Source organism: Spirulina subsalsa PCC 9445, from assembly GCF_000314005.1.
In the GTDB taxonomy this organism is placed as follows: Bacteria; Cyanobacteriota; Cyanobacteriia; order Cyanobacteriales; family Spirulinaceae; genus Spirulina_A; species Spirulina_A subsalsa.
In genome coordinates, this window is record NZ_JH980292.1 from 333,637 (window position 1) to 354,451 (window position 20,815).

The 20,815-nt window shown below is 47.8% G+C and carries 17 protein-coding genes and 1 pseudogene; 5 read left to right on the forward strand and 13 right to left on the reverse strand.

Annotated features, from left to right (window positions below):
• Nucleotides 1-36 precede the first annotated feature (36 nt).
• On the reverse strand, nt 37-609 hold the full coding sequence (locus SPI9445_RS0101945) for a peroxiredoxin (RefSeq protein WP_017303033.1): 573 nt from the start codon (nt 607-609) through the stop codon (nt 37-39).
• Between the two features lie 401 nt (nt 610-1,010).
• Between SPI9445_RS0101945 and SPI9445_RS0101950 the strand changes: the two genes are divergently transcribed.
• Complete coding sequence (locus tag SPI9445_RS0101950) at nt 1,011-1,439, forward strand: Fur family transcriptional regulator (protein ID WP_017303034.1); 429 nt, start codon at nt 1,011-1,013, stop codon at nt 1,437-1,439.
• Between the two features lie 371 nt (nt 1,440-1,810).
• Here the strand turns inward: SPI9445_RS0101950 and SPI9445_RS23975 are convergent, their stop codons facing one another.
• The gene (locus SPI9445_RS23975; RefSeq protein WP_017303035.1) at nt 1,811-2,404 is read right to left on the reverse strand and encodes a hypothetical protein; all 594 of its coding nucleotides are present in this window, start codon (nt 2,402-2,404) and stop codon (nt 1,811-1,813) included.
• A 223-nt stretch (nt 2,405-2,627) separates the two neighbouring features.
• On the opposite strand from SPI9445_RS23975, the gene trpS reads away from it, so the two are divergent.
• Nucleotides 2,628-3,638, forward strand: coding sequence for a tryptophan--tRNA ligase (gene trpS, locus SPI9445_RS0101960; protein ID WP_017303036.1), 1,011 nt, complete (start codon nt 2,628-2,630; stop codon nt 3,636-3,638).
• A gap of 62 nt (nt 3,639-3,700) precedes the next feature.
• On the opposite strand, the gene SPI9445_RS0101965 is transcribed toward trpS, so the two are convergent.
• The 5 genes and pseudogenes from SPI9445_RS0101965 to def all read right to left on the reverse strand — a co-directional run bounded on the left by SPI9445_RS0101965 (nt 3,701) and on the right by def (nt 7,192).
• On the reverse strand, nt 3,701-3,970 hold the full coding sequence (locus SPI9445_RS0101965) for a hypothetical protein (protein ID WP_017303037.1): 270 nt from the start codon (nt 3,968-3,970) through the stop codon (nt 3,701-3,703).
• A gap of 101 nt (nt 3,971-4,071) precedes the next feature.
• A complete protein-coding gene (locus SPI9445_RS0101970) occupies nt 4,072-4,917 on the reverse strand; it encodes an ArsR/SmtB family transcription factor (protein WP_017303038.1) in 846 nt (281 codons plus the stop codon).
• Nucleotides 4,918-4,984: 67 nt separating this feature from the next.
• A pseudogene (locus tag SPI9445_RS31850) lies at nt 4,985-5,137 on the reverse strand (Uma2 family endonuclease); the annotation flags it as partial.
• A gap of 40 nt (nt 5,138-5,177) precedes the next feature.
• Nucleotides 5,178-6,362 carry an RNA-guided endonuclease InsQ/TnpB family protein gene (locus SPI9445_RS0101975; protein ID WP_017303039.1) on the reverse strand — a complete coding sequence of 395 codons (1,185 nt, stop codon included), beginning with the start codon at nt 6,360-6,362 and terminating at the stop codon, nt 5,178-5,180.
• 281 nt (nt 6,363-6,643) lie between these two features.
• Nucleotides 6,644-7,192: a peptide deformylase gene (gene def / locus SPI9445_RS0101980; RefSeq protein ID WP_017303040.1), complete on the reverse strand. Its 549-nt coding sequence runs from the start codon at nt 7,190-7,192 to the stop codon at nt 6,644-6,646.
• Nucleotides 7,193-7,496: 304 nt separating this feature from the next.
• On the opposite strand from def, the gene SPI9445_RS23980 reads away from it, so the two are divergent.
• Nucleotides 7,497-9,161 carry an adenylate/guanylate cyclase domain-containing protein gene (locus SPI9445_RS23980; protein WP_017303041.1) on the forward strand — a complete coding sequence of 555 codons (1,665 nt, stop codon included), beginning with the start codon at nt 7,497-7,499 and terminating at the stop codon, nt 9,159-9,161.
• A 130-nt stretch (nt 9,162-9,291) separates the two neighbouring features.
• Here SPI9445_RS23980 and SPI9445_RS0101990 read toward each other — a convergent pair whose 3' ends face one another.
• From SPI9445_RS0101990 to SPI9445_RS0102010, 5 genes are all read right to left on the reverse strand, one after another.
• A complete protein-coding gene (locus SPI9445_RS0101990; protein ID WP_017303042.1) occupies nt 9,292-14,337 on the reverse strand; it encodes an ankyrin repeat domain-containing protein in 5,046 nt (1,681 codons plus the stop codon).
• Between the two features lie 243 nt (nt 14,338-14,580).
• Nucleotides 14,581-15,078, reverse strand: a complete 498-nt coding sequence (locus SPI9445_RS0101995; RefSeq protein WP_017303043.1) for an HNH endonuclease — start codon at nt 15,076-15,078, stop codon at nt 14,581-14,583.
• A gap of 283 nt (nt 15,079-15,361) precedes the next feature.
• Entirely contained in the window at nt 15,362-15,721 is a 360-nt protein-coding gene (locus SPI9445_RS23985; RefSeq protein WP_017303044.1) for a hypothetical protein, read from the reverse strand.
• Nucleotides 15,722-15,730: 9 nt separating this feature from the next.
• Entirely contained in the window at nt 15,731-16,552 is an 822-nt protein-coding gene (gene larE, locus SPI9445_RS0102005) for an ATP-dependent sacrificial sulfur transferase LarE (protein ID WP_017303045.1), read from the reverse strand.
• An 81-nt stretch (nt 16,553-16,633) separates the two neighbouring features.
• Nucleotides 16,634-17,407 carry an ABC transporter permease gene (locus tag SPI9445_RS0102010; RefSeq protein ID WP_017303046.1) on the reverse strand — a complete coding sequence of 258 codons (774 nt, stop codon included), beginning with the start codon at nt 17,405-17,407 and terminating at the stop codon, nt 16,634-16,636.
• A gap of 68 nt (nt 17,408-17,475) precedes the next feature.
• On the opposite strand from SPI9445_RS0102010, the gene SPI9445_RS0102015 reads away from it, so the two are divergent.
• The gene (locus SPI9445_RS0102015; RefSeq protein WP_017303047.1) at nt 17,476-18,927 is read left to right on the forward strand and encodes a mechanosensitive ion channel domain-containing protein; all 1,452 of its coding nucleotides are present in this window, start codon (nt 17,476-17,478) and stop codon (nt 18,925-18,927) included.
• Between the two features lie 326 nt (nt 18,928-19,253).
• Nucleotides 19,254-19,988 carry a hypothetical protein gene (locus SPI9445_RS0102020; protein ID WP_017303048.1) on the forward strand — a complete coding sequence of 245 codons (735 nt, stop codon included), beginning with the start codon at nt 19,254-19,256 and terminating at the stop codon, nt 19,986-19,988.
• A gap of 6 nt (nt 19,989-19,994) precedes the next feature.
• On the opposite strand, the gene SPI9445_RS0102025 is transcribed toward SPI9445_RS0102020, so the two are convergent.
• Nucleotides 19,995-20,459 (reverse strand): YbjN domain-containing protein, encoded by a 465-nt coding sequence (locus tag SPI9445_RS0102025; protein WP_017303049.1) that lies wholly within the window; start codon nt 20,457-20,459, stop codon nt 19,995-19,997.
• Nucleotides 20,460-20,815: the final 356 nt, after the last annotated feature.

Genomic DNA, 20,815 nt, shown 5'->3' on the forward strand with positions numbered 1-20,815 from the left:
CCCGCTTTAGCCTAAATGGGGGTATTTAGTCAGGGTCTAGCCCACAAATTCTAAACGAGGCTCAGAAACACCTTGAGATTCAGTCCCTTTCAGGTACGCTAACATGGTGTCTGCATCAGAGGTTTCAAAGGGATCACTGGGGCAGTTGTCAGAGTAACCGGGCTCAACAAACAGTTTTTCAATCTTGCCATCGTTCACCAGCATGGAGTAGCGCCAAGAACGCATCCCGAAACCGAGGTTAGCTTTATCTACTAACATCCCCATTTTGCGGGTGAATTCGCCGTTGCCATCGGGCAGTAAGAACACATTTTTCGCGCCGATTTGTTTGCCCCACTGGAACATCACAAAAGCATCGTTCACGGAAACGCAGATGATTTGATCTACGCCTTGGGCTTTGAATTCTTCGTATAATTCTTCATAACGGGGCAGGTGGTTAGAGGAGCAGGTGGGGGTGAAGGCTCCAGGAAGGGAGAATACCACTACTTTTTTGCCGCCGAAGATTTCTTGAGTGGTTTTGTCTTCCCAACGGTAGGGATTGGGACCCGGCACGGACTCATCACGCACGCGGGTTTTAAATACGACATCAGGCACTCTTTCAATTGCAGCCATAAATAACCTCTCAATATTTAATCAGTGTTTGAACTGTTTGGTTTGAACTGTGTGAACTACCCCACCCTGCCGTTGGCGAGGAAGGGGAATTCCGCAACATTTTTGTTAAAGCAATTGCCAAGGCATTGCAACGGTTTCACTGGGTTGTTTCCTCACATATCTCAGAATAATTCTGATTTAAGAAAAAGTCAATAGTAATAATTACCTAATTTATTAATTTTTCCTAAAAAAGAACTATTCTGAGATAGGACTGCTAACATAGAACAATCAAGGAGGCTGTAATCGGCAAGAAATCATGACTTAGTGAGGGTCCGTGGGTCGTGGGGCTGTTGAGTCGGTAAAATCCTTTAGCGAGGGAGTGTTAATTTTCGCGGTTTATTGTGGAGTCGGAGTAAGGTGATATGCAGCAGCAAGCGGATCAAATCGTTAAAACCATGAAAAGCAAGGGCTTACGGGTGACACCTCAGCGATTTGCCGTTTATGCCAATTTGCTGGAACGGAAGGATCACCCGACGGCTGAACAAATTTTGCAAGATTTAAACCAAGAAGCGCCGAGGTCTTCTCAGGCGACGGTGTATAGTTCTCTACAGGCTTTGTGTCAGGTGAATTTAGTCAAGGCGGTGTTATTGGAGGAGGGGGTTTGTCGGTATGATGCCAACGTCAACCGCCATCACCATTTCCGTTGTAAATGTTGTGGCAAAATTGAGGATATTCCTTGGGAAGATTTTCCAGAAATGACCTTTGAGCGATTGCGTCCCGGTTTACAGGTGGAGGGGTATGAGGTGACAGTGCATGGGGTGTGCGATCGCTGTGAATATTCTAGGGAATAGGGAACAGGGAATAGGGGAGAGGGGGAGCAGGGGAATAGTGGCTAGTGAATAGCCAAAACTCTTTTATTTTAGGGAACGGGGAACGGGAAGGGGGAGGTAATAGGTAGGGCTTGCTGAATAAGTCCGAGAGTTGGGGAATCGGGAGTCGGGAGTCGGGAGTCGGGAGTCGGGAATAGGCAATCGTGCCAGTTTTAGATGATCTGTTCCCTGTTAAGAGTTCCCTGTTCCCTTGTTGAGCCTAGCATAGGCGTGTTATTCAGCAGACCCTAGGTAATAAGTAGTAAGTCTTAATTCCTTGTCTCCCTCTCTCCCCCTCCCCCCGCGCCCCTACGCCGATTCCCGACTCCCTAATTTCCCTATTCCTCTGCTTATCAAGAGGGCTTCGCTTGTTTAACTGGGCAATGAAGCGCCTCGTCACTAGGAGGAGGGGAGATGGGGGGGGTTTGGCTTCCCCGAGGTTTCAGTAAATGGACGGCCATGGCATAGGGGAGTCCGGGGGAGTTAGGGGGAATGGGAGAAGGTTGGGAACGTAAGGGACAAGAGGGGGGAAGGCTGCCAATTTGTTGTAGGCGATCGCGCAATCCCCTTAAATGTTCTTGGGTATCCTTGGGAAGGCGAGGTTTCGGCAACTCAGAATTAGGCCAAGAGGGAATATCATGACAGGGGCAAGCATTGGGAGGTGTTCCGCGTAATTTTAAGGGAATGGGCATATCACAACGGGCGCAAAGAATGAGATCCCAGGCAGGGGACAATAGAGCTTGAATCGTGGTATCTGTACCTTCTAAGTAGCAGTCCCGACCCTCAGCGGCTAAAATCTGTTGCCAACACTGCTCAAATTCTGGAGAATAGCGATCGCCCTGCACAATCGATTGAGGTTTGATCACTTGTCCATTGTGTAAATGAACCGATTTTCCTAGTAATAACCAATGAGCAAGGTATTGTTTAACGTGGTCAACAGATGCCATAAGACGTAAGGGTAAGGGTTTTGTGCGCTCTCTGTTTCGATCCTACTGTGATTTTTTCGGAATTCCCATGCAATGTCTGATCTCTTGCCCCTGCCCGAGTCCCGATTTCCCCACGGTTCCTTGCTGCTTAAGGAGTTAACCATAAAGCGGGGACATCTTTGGGCATAATTGAGGAAAGAAAACCATTATGTGAAGCGTAGATAACCTTCCCTTACTAAGACGCATGAGTAAAAAGCGAGTTCTTTCAGGAGTTCAACCCACCGGGAATTTACATTTAGGCAACTATTTAGGGGCAATTCGGAACTGGGTGGAGTCTCAACAGGACTATGACAATTATTTTTGTGTGGTGGATTTACACGCCATTACAGTTCCCCATAACCCCGCCAGCTTGGCGGCTGATACTTATGCGATCGCCGCCCTCTATTTAGCTTGTGGCATTGACCTACAATATTCTACAATTTTCGTCCAGTCCCATATTTCCGCCCACAGTGAACTCGCTTGGTTATTGAACTGTGTCACCCCCATTAATTGGCTAGAACGGATGATTCAGTTTAAAGAAAAGGCGATTAAACAGGGGGAAAATGTCAGCGTGGGCTTATTGGATTATCCCGTGCTGATGGCGGCCGACATTTTGCTCTATGATGCAGATTTAGTCCCGGTGGGAGAAGACCAAAAGCAGCATATTGAGTTAACACGGGATATTGTCATTCGCATGAATGACCAATTCGGCAAACCGGAGCAACCAGTGTTAAAACTCCCGGATCCCTTAATTCGCAAGGATGGAGCGCGGGTGATGAGTTTGACCGATGGCAGCAAGAAAATGTCGAAGTCGGATCCCTCAGAGCAGAGTCGGATTAACCTGTTGGATAGTCCCGATGCGATCGCCAAAAAAATTAAACGCTGCAAAACCGATCCCATCAAAGGCCTAGAATTCGACAACCCCGAACGCCCCGAATGTAATAACCTCTTAACCCTTTATGCCTTACTCTCTGGGCAAAGTAAAGAAGCCGTCGCCCAAGAATGTCAAGATATGGGCTGGGGGCAATTTAAACCCCTGTTAACAGAAACCACCATTGCGGCACTAGAACCCATCCAAAGGAAATATCAGGACATTATGGCAGATCCGGGCTATTTAGACGGTATTTTACGGGAAGGTCGCCAGAAAGCCGAACAGAGCGCCCAAGTCGTGTTAGAGCGAGTCAAAACCGCGTTAGGCTTTTCCCTGCCCTTGTGAAGAGAAAAACAGCAAAAAGGGACACTCTCTTGTGTCCCTGATGATTGGATTACAAATGGATTTTAAGCCATTTCTTTCGGGGTTTTTTCTTCGAGTCGTCCACTGCCGCGCTCCTTAGTTGCATCAAACTCTTTATGGCCTTTATAACGGTTCACTCGGCCACTGCCGCGATCGCTAGAGCAGTAATCGCTACAAGTGTCAGACCCCGCGCTAGGCTCGGCTGAACTGATTTGCAGAGGTTCGCGCACCGTGCTAATTTCAGTTAGTCCTGCCTTCACAGCCGGAACAATTGATAGTAAGCTCAGGAGAACTACTGTAATGTATGTGTGCATAGCAAATTTAATCCGTGTCAGGTTTCTATTTCCTGATACGGAGTTTCTTGCTATTCATCAGGACAAATTTTTCACATCCCCTGATCTCTAGTTCTCAAAAATTAAGCTCCGCGCAGAGATTTTTCTAAAGTGGGGGGATCTATGCCTAATTCCGTCAGCAACACTAAAGCGGGACAAAACTTTTCTGGGTGGGGGAGTAACTGCTTCCAGAGACGAGTCACCCCTAACAAGAGATGCTCACTACCGATCAAAATATGACCCGATGCGATCGCCTCCTCCAGAGAAAACTGTAAAACTTGTTGAGCCATCGGGGAAAATGCCATAATCCCCCCTTTTTGAGCCTCTAATTTACTCTTGACAAAAGACCGTGCTTGTGCTAAATCTAAACCCGCCAACTTCAAAGCCCGTGCCGCCCCCCCGCTGCCTTCCCCCAACAACCCTAAAAGAATATGTTCCGTCTCTATCTTCTCCTGTTTTAAGCGCATCGCCTCCATCCGTGCCAACAGCAACACCTGCACCGCTTTTCCCCCCAAGCGCTCATAAATATGATGGGGAATAAACGCCTCTAAATCCTCTTGTTGGGGGTTTTTGTGGAGAATTTGACCTAACACAAACCCCTCATTATGTTGAGTAATCTTCTGCCAGTCCACAATATGCTGTTTCACACAACATTCTGTATAAAAAAAGGCAATTAAATCCTCCAACACTTCTGTATTCAGGGAATAAAACACATATTGTTTATCTTTTCTCACCCGGACAATTCCCTGTTGTTTTAACTTATCTAAATGACGAGAAATGGCAGAATTGGAAATCTTAACTCGTTCAAGCAGTTCTGCTACTGTAATTTCGTGGGGGTACTTTTTCACCAGAAACCGCACAATAAACAAGCGGACGGGTGAGCCTAAAGCCCCCAACAAACCAGCATAGCGTGTTGTACTTGATTTCATAGTTTTAGTGATTTTTTACCAAAAATACTAGAGTTTTTTTTGAATAGGATTGAGTTTTATACCCCTTTTAAAGGGGCATCAAATCATCAAGTTTTAATGCTAAATTCGGGAATAGACGAGAGGAAATTAACTCCCCTAAACGATATTGTTCCTGTTGATAAAATCCGTTGACTAACTCACAGACAGTAAAAGTCGGTTGCTTTGGCTTACCGTTGAACCTCCCATCGCTGAAAGCGAGGGATTCCCATATAGACTCTTATCTAGACCGAAGTCCCCGACAGAACGCCATTACTGGGCTGTTTGACCACGGGCGCACCGACCGCAGTTAATCCACGCTGTTTTACTATTATTGAAGCAGCAACATCCCGATCCACGGTGTAGCCACATTCAGAGCAAGAGTGAACCCTTTGAGAGAGTTCTTTCTTCCCTGTATGGGTTCCACATTCAGGACAAACTTGAGAGGTATAGTCTGGATTTACCTTGGCAAAATATGTATCCGTTTGAGAACAAACATATTCCAAAATAGTAAAGAATTGACCTAAACCCATATCTAGAGACTGCTTACAGAATAGTCCTCTACTCCAAGCTGTGAAGTTAATATCTTCAACAAATACCATCCCGACTCCATCACAGAGTTGATGGGCTAACTTGAAGTGGTAATCCTTTCTTCTGTTGGCTACAGCTTCATGTAATAGAGCGATCCGATGCTGTAGTTTCTGCCATTTATTGGACCCTTTGTTTTTATTTTTAAGCCTTCTTTGTAGTAATTTAATCTTACGCCGTGCTTTATCTAAAAACTTCGGCCTAGGAAGAATCAAACCGTCGGAAGTTGCCAGCATACTTTGAATCCCAACATCAATCCCCAAAGCGTGACCATGAGGTATTGGGGTTGGGATATTAACATCAAGCTCAATTGCTAAGTTGACATAGTAACCCGATGCTTTCTTGATTACTTGAACTTGTTTGATCTTAAAACCCTCTGGAATATCCCGTGACTTGACAAACTTAACTTCCCCCAATAGAGGCATCTTTAGCTTGTTACCATTGACTTCAATTCTGCTACTAACTAAATTAAAAGACTTCATGTTCCTCTTGAAGCGAGGAAAACCTAGTCCCTTGCTTTTCATGTCGTTAAACGCCCGATCTAATTTCCGCAATGTTTGCTGCATCGCTTGGGCATTACCAGACTTAAGGAAATCGTTAGTCTTTTTAGCTTGGGTTAGATTGGCAGATTGAGTATGGTAGTTAGGATATTCAAAGGGAGCAACAATATATTCAGAACGAATAGAGCAAGCGTTAACCTGACAACTACGACTGTTATACCAAAGCTTTCTTTGAGCCAAAGCATAGTTCCAAACAGATTGGCAGACAGTTAAATTCAATTCGATCTTCTCTGTCTGCTCTTTGGTTGGAATTATCTTATAGTTGTAAGTAAGGTTAAGCATTCAATTCTTGCTCATTGCTAGTAAGATTATAGCACAATTTTACAATTCGGGGGATACTGTTGTAATATGTCGTCATTCATCCCGTCGATAAAATCGAAGGTCTTCTTCCGACGATCAAGATAAATTGTTCAAAGTTTAGGGTTTTAGGTTGGGTGTAGGTCATAATTTGGTGTGAGGTTCAATTTGAGGAGTTTTTAGGTGTTTTATCCCCCTAAATCCCCCTTTGAAAGGGGGACTTTACTTGGGTTTTATCCCTTGGGAAGGGGGACTTTGATTGGGTTTTATCCCTTGGAAAGGGGGGCTTCCGACAGAATCAGGGCTTGATATTCTTCCTCAGTAAAACGATCGGCTTCGCTTGCCAAACGATCCACAAATAAAATGCCGTCGAGATGATCTAACTCATGCTGAAAAATCCGTGCGACAAAATCTGTTAAAACCTGTTGTTGAGGGTGTCCCCAACGGTCTAAATAACTGACCTCAATTTGGCGATCGCGCTTCACCAAACCCCGGACACCCGGCACACTCAAACACCCCTCCCAATCCTTCACCATCTCCCCCGAATAGCTCAGAATACAAGGGTTAATCATCACCGTGGGTTCCATCTCCGGAGCATAGGGATAGCGCCCATTAGGTCGAGAGGCCACCACAAACAAACGGCAGGACTCCGAGACTTGCGGCGCTGCAATTCCCACCCCCTTGGCCGCTAATCCCGTAGCAATCAGACGATCCATCCACCCCTGCCAAGCCCGGTCTAAAATAGTCTCTAGGGGGTCAGCCTTTTGGCGCAAAATAGGATCACCGATCTCAATGATGGAGAGGAGTTCAGTCATAATTTCCTTTGGTCAGATGCGTTATTCCTCCATTGTGGCTTATGTCACCCCCTCTTGAACGATCTGGGGGGAAATCCCCCCCCCTGAGTGGTAGTCCCCCCAGTTATTCGCTACACTTAGCTTAATTCTTGGGTTTGATAGGATAGGGTGCAACTACAGAGAATCTAGTGTTATTAATTTGACGTGGCAAACGCCGATCACCTCCAATGGCCAAAATATTGAGTAGAGTGGAGAAAAATCAACTCAACTTAACCCTGTTGGCCTTGTTACCCAACCTTAGCCCCCCTGAGACTGGGAGTGTACTATGACAGAGTTACGGCTACGCTTACATATTGAAGGGACTCCGGAACGAGTGGTAAGTGTAGCATCATCTGAATTTATCATTGGTCGTCTACCTGAGTGTGATTTGTGTCTACCGTTTTCGGAAATTTCTCGACACCATACCCGGATTTTTCAAAACTCCGTACAGGAATGGATGATTGAGGATCTAGGGAGTACCAATGGCACACTTTTAAATCAAGTCCAGTTACAGGGATCTGCCCCACTACACCATAATGATGTGGTGCAAGTTGGAAATGCCTTCGTGATTGCCTATCTCATTGAATCGAGTACCGCTACCCACACGACGGAAGTCTCCCACAGTCCCACCCGCATGACGATTTTACGCAGTGCGGAGGAGTTACAAAAGCAATGGTTACAATCGGAAGATAGCAGTCGGGGGGAAACGTTTAATATTCAGCAACGGGCGATTTCTCGTTTACAGTATTTGGTGGAAATTGCCAAGGATTTAAACTCGGCCGAATCCATTGAGGCGATTTTCAATCGGGTGCAGGATGTGGTGTTTAAGGAATTAAAAAATATTCAACGTCTGGCGCTGCTGGTGGATGTGGATACGAATGGGGAATTAACGTTAATTGATGCGGCCACTCGTTTTGAACTCCCGGATTATCTGAACACGCGGACTCATAGCTGGATTAGTCGGAGTATCTGTAAACAGGTTTTTAAGGAAAAAGTAGCGATTAAAACCGTTGATGCTCAAGAAGATAAACGCTTTGAAGGAGAACATAGTATTTTAGCCAAAGGGATTCGCGGGGCTTTAGCGGTGCCCTTGTGGGATAAAAACCAAGTGGTGGGGGTAATGTATGCGGATGCGAGTTTGAATCTCAAAACCTCCGACGCTTCGGAAGATGAGGAGGATTTGAGCTTTTTCTCTACGGTGGCCAATTTGGTGGCCTATAGTGTGCAACGGTGGTTATTAACGCGGAAACTCCAAGGAGAGGAACGGATTCGGCAACAGTTGGAACGTTATCACTCCCCGTCGGTGGTGCAACAGTTAATTGCGGTGGGGGCGTTAGATCATGGAAGATTAAAGCCCAAGGAAGCAGAAATTAGTATTATTTTCGCCGATTTAGTGGGGTTTACGGCGATGTCGGAACGGATGACTCCGGCACAAATTGCCAAACTGTTGGATCGGTTTTTTGAGGAGATGTTGCAGTATGTGTTTAAGTTTGGGGGAACGTTAGATAAGTTTATTGGTGATTGTATTATGGCCTTTTTTGGTGCGCCGGAACCTCAATCCGACCACGCGGATCGGGCGGTAGCGGCGGCGGTGGGGATGTTGCGCCATTTAGACCGTTTAAATGCGGCGAAAGTCTGGCCGGAACCTTTAGAGATTCATGTGGCGATTAATAGCGGTAAAGCGGTAGTGGGGGATGTGGGGAGTCACCAACGGGTAGATTATACGGTATTGGGGGCGACGGTGAATCTAGCGGCTCGTTTGGAGGCCATTTGTCCCCCTTGTGAGTGTGTGATTTCGGAGGATACCTATAAACGGTTAAAACGCCCGCAAGGCTTCTATTTGCTGGGAGAACGGACGTTTAAGGGGATTGACCGACCGATTAAAGTTTACCAAACTCGTCACCGTCAGCGATCGCAATCTATCAGCCAACAACCCACCGCTCAAATTTGACCCCTGAAGGAGATCAAGCCAGTTCGACTCGTCAGGGGGGTGAATGGGTACTACCCTAGTTAGAGCCATCCTGTCAGGACAAGCTGATTCCTTGATTGAAGAATCCCCGTGTTGTGATAGCTAGGAAGTGTCAATCTTCTAAAGGGGGAGCGCCGCGACTGAGCAGAAGTTGTACCATGCCAGTGCGTCCGGTTTTGGTGGCCAAAGCAAGGGGGATATTGCCGTCTTGATCTTTGATGGTAAAATCCGCCTCCTGAGTGAGCAGTAAATCAAGTAAGTCTTGACGATTCATGCGGATGGCGGCATGGAGGGGGGTTGTGCCGAGACATTCTGAGCAAACGACATTAGGACTGGCTCCGGCTTCTATGAGCATTTTCACCCGTTCGGTGTTTCCGGCCGCAATGGCTCGGTGGAGAATTGAACCGTTGGGGGTGTTGAGGTTAACGTCTGCTCCCCGTTGGATTAGGAGTTGGGCGATCGCATTATCCTGAACTAAATACAAAGGAGACTGCTGATTCTGGTCTACAACATTCACCGTTGCGCCCCCATCAAGCAATAACTGGGTCAATTCCAGATTATTCCGTTCGACGCTTTTATGTAGGGCTGTCTGTCCTTGAGGGTTGGGTTGATTGGGATCTGCCCCTCGCTTCAATAATAACTGCACTAAGGGCAGGTTATTGTTCTCCACCGCACACTGAAGGATGGGTAAAACCCGGGATTGAAGAATGCCCCCGGAGGTTTCATAGTATAGGGTGACAGTGGCGTTCGGACGACCCGCCCGGTCGAGATAATCTTGAGTAAAGGTGAGGTTATGGCACACATCGGAGGGGGTTCGCCCCATGGCACTAGGGAGCGCCCATTTTCCCAAGGATAGCAGGGCTAACATGAAACAAAGTAACGTGATGCTGATTTTAGACAGGGGAATCTTCCCTTGTTGGCGCAGCACTTTGCCCCCTTGATAAATTAAGTATCCCAAGACGACCAACAAGATCACGGCACAATAAGACGGGGCGAGGGTTCCCCGATCTAAGAGTAATTCCACCACCATCCCCCCGCTCAGAGTGCTTAAGAGAATCAAAGCCGTGGAAGCTTTGCCGAATTCGGCTTTTAGGTTTTGGCAAGCGCGAATCCCGGGTACCACAGAGGCGGGATTAGAACTTTTAATTACTAGAACTAAGCCCGTGAATACATAGGCGGCGATCGCACCCAATAAAGCCGCGGCCAGAGAACCCAACCCTTCGGCGGCGTTCATCAAGGCAATAGCAATCATAATCCCCGCGCCGAAGAGTGACCCTAATTGTAAGGTGGGATTGCCCACTTGCCGACTGAAGAAATACCCCGCTACACTCCCCGCCATCCCCAAAGCCAATAAACTGGCATTGATGGCTGACTCAGAAAAGACCTCCGTCGCCAAGGCCGTACAAGCCCAAGCGATGACAAATAACAGCCCCAGAAAGCCCACCGGGCGCTGATAAACCCGAGGGGAGGGTTTGAGGTCGGCGCGCAGTTCTTCGGGTACATCCCCCGCATAAGGCGTGTGTAAGGTTAAAAAGTTTTCTAAATAGGGTCTAGCTCGTTCGTCCCAATCGGAGCGGGGTTGTTCGATTAAATCCCAGTCTAACATCCACAGTTGACCCGTCCCATCTTGACGGGCGGCCACCCCATAACGGCCATCTCGACTAAAGGCCACACTCAACACGGGGGAAGATTCTTCAAAGGTGCGCAAACACAGCCCCGTCGTAGTATTCCAGAGGCGCAGGGTTTGGTCTAAACTACCCGAGAGTAGATAATGACCATCGGGGCTAAAGGCGACGGCCGTCACAATGCCTTCATGGCCGTAGAGGGTGCGAATTTTTCGCCCCACGCGCACCGCCCAAACTGAGAGGGTGTGGTCGGTGCTGGCGGAGACTACATAGTTCCCATCAGGGCTAAAGGTAACGGAGGTTAAGCCGGAACGCAACCCGGACACGGTTTGCAAAGATTCCCCGGTGGCAATTTGCCAGTATTGCCAGTTGCCCAAGGTGGTGGGAGAAAGCAGGGCGAGGGCAACGGAACCGTCGGTTCTGGGGGTGGGGGCGGTGGTGGTTTGGCTGGGATAGCCTTGATGGGCGAGGCTGGTTCCGGCTTCGCTAGAGATGCAGTATTGACCATCGGGGCTAAATTGAACGGCGGTGATGGGGGTTTGGTGACCGCTAAAGGTGCGCAAACAGCGCCCGGTGGCAATTTCCCACAGTTGCACTCGGCCTTGATAGCCTCCGGTCATGAGATACAGACCATCGGGACTGACGGCTAGGGCGGTGATGCCTTGGGAGTCTACGGTCAAGTTATAGAGACAGATTCCGCTTTCAATTTCCCAAATATGCACCTTCCCGGCACTCGTCCCGGCAAAGATATATTGACCATCGGGGCTAAATTGAACGATGGTGATGGCTTCTTGCCCCATTTGATAGAACTGGCGGACGGCTTCTCCGGTGGCGACGTTCCAGAGTTTGAGCGTGCGATCGCTACTTCCCGATACCAACCATTGACTATCGGCACTAAAGGCTACCGTGGTCATGGCCTTATAATGTCCCGTCAACGTGAAGGCTTCCCAAGCATCTTGTAAGGGGCCCCGAGGCAGACGGGTATAGAGTTCCGTCCAGAGGGCGAGGGAACGGGGTTCGTGGCGGTAGCCCGGCAGGGAGCGCGCCCGACGTAAACATTGGACGGCGGTCAGGGTGTCCCCCTGTCCAAAAGCCCGTTTGGCTTGAGCCAGTTCCTGCTCGTAGATTTCTGAGTCCGAAAGCAAGTTAGCGGTGGGGTGAACGGTGCAAAGACGCAAGGGAGCAGCGGGGGCGGGGGTATAACAGTGAATTTGCCACAGTTGTACTCCCATCCCCCCCACCAGGGCATAATGACCATCGGGACTAATGGCGACGGTTTGGCCGCTATCTTGAAAGCTAAAGGTGCGTAAACAGCGCCCAGTTTCCACTGACCAGAGTTTGAGGGACTGTCCGGCTGTGACCAGATAGCGCCCATCGGCACTTAAGGTTAGGGCGGTGATATGGGTCCGATCGGTTTTCAGGGTGCGTAAACAGCGCCCCGTGGCCAGTGACCAGATTTCTAGGTTATAGTCCACCGTGGCGGCGATGAAATAACGACCATTGGGGAAAATACAGACGGCGTTTTGCTGCATGGCTCGACAGTCGAACTCCCGCACACATTGCCCGGTTTCTAGTTTCCAGAGTTTGATGGTTTCCCCGACCGTTAGGGCATAGCGACCTTGAGGGGTTAGGAGAATGCGATCGCCATTGAGTTGGCTCATATATAGAGTTTGTCCCGTGGCCACTTCCACCAAGGTTAACGTCAGGGAATCCTGCCACAGTTCATAACGCCCATCGGCACTGGCGGCTAATACTTGAGTTCGGGGGAGGGTGGTAGAAGGGGGGAACGTCGCCAACACTTCCCCAATTTCCGCCACCTCACTGGGGGGCAATTCTCCCCGAGGGCTAACCTGTTCTTCCAAAGGAGTGGCCGGGACTTCAAACATACACAGCCCTTTCCCACTGATTAAACTCCACACCTTGAGGGTAATCACTGGGATAAACTGCCGGGGATAGGCCGGGTGATTGGGGGGTGGGGGTAACATTTTCGACCCCACGGACAAGACATAGCGGTTATCCGGCGTAATAGACACCCCTTGCACCGCTTCCCCAATCTCCCCGGCGAAAACGTGCCGTTGATGGGTCTGAAAATCCCACAATTCCATCGTGCCATCTTGTTTCCCGGCTAACCCATAGCGCCCATCTTGACTAAAACAAACTGCATTGACTTGGGTGGGGTTACTTTGGCCGCGCACCTGCCCCAAAGGAGTGGGACAAAGGCGCTTCGACTGAGAAAGACGGTTTTGAGCTTGGGCGATACTGGTTTGAACTTCTTCCGGCACGGGTTCTCCCATTTGCCCCCACATCTGCAAGGCACTTTCACAGTCATCCCGTTCCCAATGGATACAGCCCCAGAGATAGCTATTTAACCAAGAGGCTTGAGGGGGGAGGGTTTTCGCCAGTTCTTCTAGTAGGGTGGCATCGGTAATCTGACGCATTCGCCATAACAGCAGCCCGCAGTTATAGACCGATTCCGGGTGTCCGGGTTGATGGCGTAGGGCTTGATCCCACAGTTGCAAGGCTTCGGAGGTTTCCCCAAGGTCTAAGAGGGCGAGGGCGCGGTTGTTGAGGTGTTCGGCTAAGGGTTCTTGACTCAAGGCTTGACGGGGGTAGGCGGTGCCGATCACTGCCTGATAAATCTGCATCAGTTGTCCGGCGACCTCTTGGAAGCGATAGGGGCGATCGCCGGGATATTCTTGAAAACAATGGCGGAGTAGATGCACCAAGCCTTCCGGCATCAAGGGCAAATGGGAAGGGGCTGTCGTTTGGAGATATTGATGGAGTAAATGAGACGCGATCGCCCCCCGATTCCAATTCCGCCCCCCTTGGAACATTTCCAGCACCATTAACCCCCAACTCCAGAAATCTGTCTGGTGGTGAATGGCTTCCCCCCGTTCCTGTTCCGGGGAACAATAGGCCGGAGTCCAACCGCCCCAAGGGGTAAGGGTAAATTTATCCTCGTTCGCCCGCCGATCCAAAGGATTCCACAGGACATTCCCCCCATGAACCGCCCGCAGATTTCCCCAACCCCAATCCGTCACCTTAACCGTCCCGAGTGAGGTTAACAACACATTACTGGGCTTAAAATTCTGGTGTTTTAAACCCTTACTGTGGGCATAATCCAAAGCCCAAGCGCATTGGATGCCAATATCGAAAATCCGTTTGAGGGCGGCTGTATTGCCCCCATGATAGAGTCTCTCCTGACTAATCCACTGTTCTAGAGTTCCGCCACCAATGGCCTCGGTAAAAATCAGGGGATGATCTTCCACAACTCGCCCATAAAAGCAACTCACCAGATGGGGATGTAATCCTAAATCAACCCACTGCCCGGTTGTATGTTGCAGACTTTCTAATCCACCCACCCCAGCCAGCACATCAGGATGAGGCACTTTCAAGATTAAGTCCTGATTCCAGCCCTCATGGTGGACTTGATAAACCGTCCCTAACCCCCCTTCTCCGAGGATGGTTTTGACCCGATACAGGTCGAGGATTGTCTGTCCGACTTTAAAACGGTTGGCAACCTGAGCCTGCATGAAATCATTACTCCTGTGCTGTATGGATGGATTAAGCCCTGATTCTAGCAAAAAAGGTGATACATCTAAGCATTAAGGCGGAGAGTCGGGAGTTGGGAGCAGGGGAGAGGTAATAGGGAATAGGTAATAATTCTTGATTCCTCGACTCCCGACTCCCTAGGGCGCAAGCCTTGCGCCCCTACACCGACTCTCGATGCCTTGACTTCTAACGTTGAGCCTTAATTTGTCAATATTCCCTATCCCTTAAATCCCAATAACATATTTTTTCCATTCCTCATTCCGACCACTGCGAATATAGCGGGCGATTTCAAAATGTAGACTACTATAAGGGCGACGAGGTTGGCTCAGTAAAGGCATCTGCGCCTCATTCGGAGTCCGATTGCCTTTGTGGACATTACAACGCACACAAGCAGAGACTAAATTCTCCCAAGTGTCTCCTCCCCCTCGGGAGCGCGGAATCACATGATCTAAGGTTAAATTATCCCCTCGGAAACGACAGTATTGACAAGAGTGGTCATCTCGTTCGAGAATATTCCTCCGGGTCAGCGGAATCTCTTTGTAAGGAACTCGCACATAATAACGCAGTCGAATCACCGTCGGGGTAGGGAAGCGCCTATAAATCTCTTGGGTTTCAAACTCAAGCTGTTCGGCTTTTCCCTTAAGTAACAAAACGACCGCTCGCCGCCAACTCGTGATGTTGAGCGGTTCATAGGAGGCGTTCAGCACCAGAACCTTGCCCATTGTTCCTGTATTGTATAAAAGTGTTACTAAAATCTTACTGAAGATGGTAGCACAGGTTTTTCAATTGGTTGTTGACACTCCGGCGCCTAAAGGTGTGGGGGTTCTTGGTTTTGAGCAAGCCCTAATTAGGGCTTGCTGAATAAGTCCGAGAGTTGGGGAATCGGGAGTCGGGAGTCGGGAATAGGCAATCGTGCCAGTTTTAGATGATCTGTTCCCTGTTAAGAGTTCCCTGTTCCCTTGTTGAGCCTAGCATCTGGTGTTATTCAGCAGACCCTAATTAAACTCAACGACGGCGTTTCCGTTTAGTCAAGAGAAAGCGGGGAATGGGAAGCACGCGGCCTCTGGGGGTTCTCCGTTCCCGACATTTACGCCGCGCTTGGGCTTCAGCAATGCCGGGGGCGGTGCGTCGCTCACCCGCCTGTTCTTCCATGGTTTTCGGTCGATCGAGTTCTGAGGGGGGTTCGTCACTATTCCACCAGGCCACAATCCACCCCCCAGAAAACCCGCCTAAGCCGCCTAAAATAATGCTCACGGTGACTTGATAGCCCAAGGCAACGAGTGCCAAGAGGAAGAAGAGCCAGAGTAACAAGCCTATGGATACCCCTTGAACCACATCATCGCCTTTTTTCTTGGATTCAGCCATTTTTGAAGATCAGGCAGAGGTGGAAGCGAGTTCCAAAACTCGATTCAGTTTGCCGCTTTGATAGCCTTCGAGATCCAAGGTAACGTAAAGAAAGCCTAGTGCTTGGAAGGCTTGGACGAGGGAGGGTAAGTCTGTACTTAAGACAAACTCTTTAATTTCATGGGGGGGGAGTTCAATCCGGGCGGTGTCTCCTGCGGAACGGACGCGGATATTTTGTAGTCCTAATTTGCGTAAGTGGACTTCGGCCCGGCCGACTCGTTGTAATTTGGCGATGGTGATTTCTTCGCCGTAGGGAAACCGAGAACTGAGACAAGGTTGAGCGGGTTTATCCCACCAGGGTAAACCTAAGTGCTGACTAAGTTGGCGGACTTGGGTTTTGGTAATGCCGAGTTCGGCTAAGGGCGATCGCGCTCCTCGTTCTTTGGCGGCTTGAATGCCGGGGCGATAGTCTTTTAAGTCGTCTGCATTCACCCCATCAATCACATAAGGATACCCCCATTCTTGGGCGAGGGGTTTTAAGGTGTCGTGAAGTTCGCTTTTACAGAAATAACAGCGGTTGACGGGGTTGGCGGTATATTGGGGGTTGCTCATTTCGTGGGTTTCGACGCAGTGATGTTGAATCCCCAAGGTAGCGGCTTGAATTTTGGCATCTTCTAAATCTTCCGGTAGGAGGGACGGAGAGATAGCCGTAACGGCCAGAGCGCGATCGCCTAAAACATCATAGGCCACCTTGGCCACTAAGGTACTATCAATTCCCCCGGAATAGGCAATCAATGCCCGATCCATTGAGGCAAATAAAGTGTGTAGTTGAGTCAGCTTGGCCTCTAACATGGTTAGATTAATCCTTTGGGTAGATTGAGCAGAACAGAGTTTTGAAATCAAACCCCTATTGTATCGCCCCCCTTCCGGTGTCTAAAACTGCCTACGGGAGAAAATGAGAATCGCCACTGTCAACAAAACAATCATATACACCAAGGCATAAACCCCACTCCCCAACAATTCAAGACTTGGGGGAACTAAACCATAAACGGCCTCATTGCGGAAATTGAGACGGGATAAATCCGGCAACACGAGATAGAGATTCTGCGTCACCGCTTCAATCGTTGGGTTTTTGCTCAGTTTCCCCAAGGCCACCAAATCCGGGCTTAAATGTCCCATCACATAGACGGCCAAGGAGAGTAAAACCGCTAACAGGGAACTGGTAAAAGACCCAAACATCAAGGCCGTAGCCACTAGCACCCCCAATTCTAACCACAGGTACAGTAAGGAGAGGGCAATAGAGGACAGAGGAAATATAATATTAGAGGCCAACAACAATCCCAGATAAATTCCCGTCATACTGAGGAGCAAGACGGCTAGAACCATCCAGAGTCCTAAATGCTTACCCACAATGAACTCTGAAGGACTCACGGGTTTAGGTATCATGACCAGTACCGTGTGTTTTTCAATTTCCTTACTGATTAATCCTGTGCCGACAAAAATCGCCACGACACTGGTTAGCAGACCAATCACCCCTAAGCCAAAATCGAGAAAAATTTTGTCTTCTGTCAGGGCTGAAACCTCGGGCAGAAAGGATACTGCCGCCACCAACAGCAAACCGAATAAACCGAGTAGATACAAAATGCGATCGCGGATGACCTCTCGAAACCCATTGGCTGCGATCGCCCAAACTCTTCCCCCATTCACTCGTTTTCTTCTCCCAAACTCTTGATCATTACGATTTTATTCAGATGATATCCTCCCCAGTTTAACCCATGCTCAACCTCATCGAGTCCTTAATCAGAAATTTTCGTACTGTTTTTAATACCCCGATTTTCCCCGGAGAACCTCCCATTACACTCTGGGCAATCATTGAGCTTATTTTAGTTTTTTGCCTTGTTATTCTCTTAGTTCGTCTCCTGAGAAACCTACTTAAAAACAAACTGCTTTTACCCCTTAAACTCGATGTGGGCAACCGTGAAGCCATTGCCACCATTTTAAGTTACAGTTTAGGAACAGTCTTTTTTCTTGGCTTTGTCCAAAGCCTTGGCTTTAATATTCAATCCCTATTATTTCTCATTGGAAGTTTAGGCTTTGGGATTGGTTTTGCTTTACAAGATGTTATACGAAATTTTATTAGTGGATTGATTCTATTAGTTGAACAAAAAATAAAGGTTGAAGACTTTATTGAATTTGACGGACTAGCGGGTTATGTTAAAGCCATTTCCTTACGAGCGATTGTGATTCGGACTCGCTCAGGGGGGGATGTAATTGTCCCAAATAATAAACTGGTCGAAAGTAAAGTTTTAAACTGGAGCTATGGTGATCCTCAAGGACGGCTTGATATCCCTATTGGTGTAGCCTATGGGAGTGATCCTGTTTCGGTCACAGAAGCCTTGTTAAATGCGGCTTATTTAGAAAATAACGTCTTACATGAACCATCCCCGCAAGTTTTATTTATCCGTTTTGGAGATAATGCCTTAGAATTTGAGCTACGAGTCTGGATTAATGGATTTGACCGAGAACCTTTGATTAGAAGTTCTCTAAATTATTGGATTGATTATATATTCCGTCAAAATGGAATTGAAATTCCCTTTCCTCAACGAGATTTATGGTTAAAAAATCCAGAAATTCTAAATTCCATCATCCATCCACCCTCTCCCCAAGTTCTCCAGAAAACCTCATCAGAGAGTACCGTAAAAACAGGAAAAAAAAGCCATTCTGTACGGGATTTACTCAAGCAAGTGGTTTACTTTGAGAACTTAACCGACATAGAATTACGGCAATTCATTGAAATTGGCTATCGTAAACGACTTTATCCTGAACAGGTTTTATTTAAAGAAGGAGATCGCGGAGATGCCTTTTATATTGTTCTATCGGGTTCAGTTGATGTGGTGGTGCAAAAAATCAATAAACATCTGGCAACGTTGGGAGAGGGGCGTTTTTTTGGTGAACTCTCTTTACTGTTAGGAATTCCCCGCACAGCAACCGTAATCGCCAAAACAGAAACAATTTTATTTACAATCAACGACAAAGGCTTTAAAAAATTGCTCAAAGACCATCCTGAAATGGCAGAAGTGATTGTCCAAGAACTGGCAAAACATCAACAAGAATTATCAGAACGGCGGCAACAATTGCGAGATATGGGGTTAGAAGAAGACACAGAACAGGATAAAAATCTAGTCAACTGGGTGCGTCGTCGATTAACAGTTTTATTTAACTTTTAAAGCTATTCGTTGCTTCCCATAGGTTGGGTGAAGCAACAGCAAAATTTAACAAAATAGAGGACAAAGGTACATCTTTTTTTAATAATCTGTTCCCTCAAACTAGAGACTCTGTACCCCACCAGCAGGAGAATTGTTATATCAAATGAAATAGACTTGAGGGCAAAAGCCTGAATTTCCCCTGTTCCCCACACCTTCCCCTACTGCCCACAACTCAAGTTAAATTGGTGTTGTATCATTGATACAGAAAAAGTCAAGAACCTATGGAAACTAGCCTCTTCTCTCACCTTAAAACAAGCGGATGGACTGTTCTAGTCCTTCTCCTATCAATGGGTGCTATTATTGGCCTCCAGCGCCCTCGTTTAGCAACCTTACTCCAACCTGTCACAGAATTAGATCGAGCGCGAGTTGAACAGGAAGTACAACGGGAGGCCTTGCGTCTTGCTGTAATTCGTCACTTACCGAGTTTAGGGTTTGATAATCTCTGGGCAAATTGGGTCTTTTTGCGTTACCTTCAATATTTCGGGGATGATGAAGCAAGAGCCATCACAGACCATTCTTTAGTGTTGCCCTATTTTGAAATTATTTTAGAGCGAGATCCTCGTTTTCGGGATGCCTATAGTTTTTTGGCAACGGGAGGGTCAATTTTCGCTGCCCAACCCCAAGAAGCGAATGATTTAATGGAGGAAGCGTTCCAATATGTGCAACCCAGAGCGCCTTATCGGGCTTATTATATCCTCCGTCATAAGGCAATTAACCAGTTATTGTTTCTGGGGGATGGGGAAGCCGCGCGACGTTCTTATGAATTAGCGGCACAGTGGGCGACGGATTATTATTCTGACCCAGAAAGTCAGAAAGTGGCCGAATTATCGCGAGAGATGGCTGATTTTTTACGCAAAAATCCAGCCAGTCCAACGGCTCAAATTTCGGCCTGGTTAATGATATTAGGAACGGTGCAGGATGACCGAACGCGACAAATTGCGTTAGACCAAATCCAAGCTTTAGGGGGCAGAATTGAAGTGAGTCCAGAAGGACAAATTCAAGTTCTTCCCCCGTCGGAGTAGGGTGATTTATAATCCGAATTCAGCTTGTAGCCGATCATCATTGTCGTCGGCAATGGTTGCCACGAGGGTGATGGCGCGAGAAATTTCTCCGGGGTAGAGATCGGCTATTGTCCTCTGATGAGAAACTACTACTTGGTCGTTTAGTAGAGCAAAGCAGGTTTCAAAGGTTCCTGACCAATTCATGGCCATTAGTTGTTTCATTAACTCTAATTCGTTTTTGGCGGGTAGGGTGAGGATGGGCGACCAAACGGTTAATAGGTCATCATTCTTGGTTCCAGTCATCTGCACAAAGACTTCAACACTGCCATATTGGAATTTCCAGAGGGTTCCCTGTTCGCCGTGATTGACCATGGCGCTGTCATTTTGTTCTAAGCTGGAAATCACGGTTTCAATGATTTCCTGATAATTGAGGTTTTCTGTTTCTGCTAAGTCTTCTTCTTGAACAATGGGATCTAGATTATCGACGGTCATAGTATTTTGCCTATTCTGAGGTTGCAACAAGAGCTAAACGTTTGAAAGTTTACCCTGATTTTCGCCCGCTTCCCCTTGGGGGAAGGCGGGGAAAAGTAGCAGATCCAATCTTGAAATGGGTCGCTTTGCCTATTGTACTCATCCTCGGAGTGCTATTCTGTCTCAAATGGGCTTGAGGTTAAGAGTGTTAAGGCTCAAAAACCTTGTTTTTCGTGGGTTTGTGAATATTTATGACGTTATCTAAAGTTTCAGGAGATTTGCCCTCTAGTTTAGTGGGAGAAATCCTGCTAAATTAAGGCGAGTCTATGAATGAAGAATCCCTGTCTATGCAGAGCGGGGAGTGTCAACCTTTCCCA

Bases quoted from the DNA above. Each gene is read 5' to 3' on its own strand.
- SPI9445_RS0101945 (WP_017303033.1), bottom strand. From the start codon at position 609: ATGGCTGCAATTGAAAGAGTGCCTGATGTCGTATTTAAAACCCGCGTG.
- SPI9445_RS0101965 (WP_017303037.1), bottom strand. From the start codon at position 3,970: ATGCACACATACATTACAGTAGTTCTCCTGAGCTTACTATCAATTGTT.
- SPI9445_RS0101970 (WP_017303038.1), bottom strand. From the start codon at position 4,917: ATGAAATCAAGTACAACACGCTATGCTGGTTTGTTGGGGGCTTTAGGC.
- SPI9445_RS23985 (WP_017303044.1), bottom strand. From the start codon at position 15,721: ATGGCTGAATCCAAGAAAAAAGGCGATGATGTGGTTCAAGGGGTATCC.
- SPI9445_RS23975 (WP_017303035.1), bottom strand. From the start codon at position 2,404: ATGGCATCTGTTGACCACGTTAAACAATACCTTGCTCATTGGTTATTA.
- trpS (WP_017303036.1), top strand. From the start codon at position 2,628: ATGAGTAAAAAGCGAGTTCTTTCAGGAGTTCAACCCACCGGGAATTTA.
- SPI9445_RS0102015 (WP_017303047.1), top strand. From the start codon at position 17,476: ATGCTCAACCTCATCGAGTCCTTAATCAGAAATTTTCGTACTGTTTTT.
- larE (WP_017303045.1), bottom strand. From the start codon at position 16,552: ATGTTAGAGGCCAAGCTGACTCAACTACACACTTTATTTGCCTCAATG.
- SPI9445_RS0101950 (WP_017303034.1), top strand. From the start codon at position 1,011: ATGCAGCAGCAAGCGGATCAAATCGTTAAAACCATGAAAAGCAAGGGC.
- SPI9445_RS0102020 (WP_017303048.1), top strand. From the start codon at position 19,254: ATGGGTGCTATTATTGGCCTCCAGCGCCCTCGTTTAGCAACCTTACTC.
- SPI9445_RS0102025 (WP_017303049.1), bottom strand. From the start codon at position 20,459: ATGACCGTCGATAATCTAGATCCCATTGTTCAAGAAGAAGACTTAGCA.
- SPI9445_RS23980 (WP_017303041.1), top strand. From the start codon at position 7,497: ATGACAGAGTTACGGCTACGCTTACATATTGAAGGGACTCCGGAACGA.
- SPI9445_RS0101990 (WP_017303042.1), bottom strand. From the start codon at position 14,337: ATGCAGGCTCAGGTTGCCAACCGTTTTAAAGTCGGACAGACAATCCTC.
- SPI9445_RS0101975 (WP_017303039.1), bottom strand. From the start codon at position 6,362: ATGCTTAACCTTACTTACAACTATAAGATAATTCCAACCAAAGAGCAG.
- SPI9445_RS0101995 (WP_017303043.1), bottom strand. From the start codon at position 15,078: ATGGGCAAGGTTCTGGTGCTGAACGCCTCCTATGAACCGCTCAACATC.
- def (WP_017303040.1), bottom strand. From the start codon at position 7,192: ATGACTGAACTCCTCTCCATCATTGAGATCGGTGATCCTATTTTGCGC.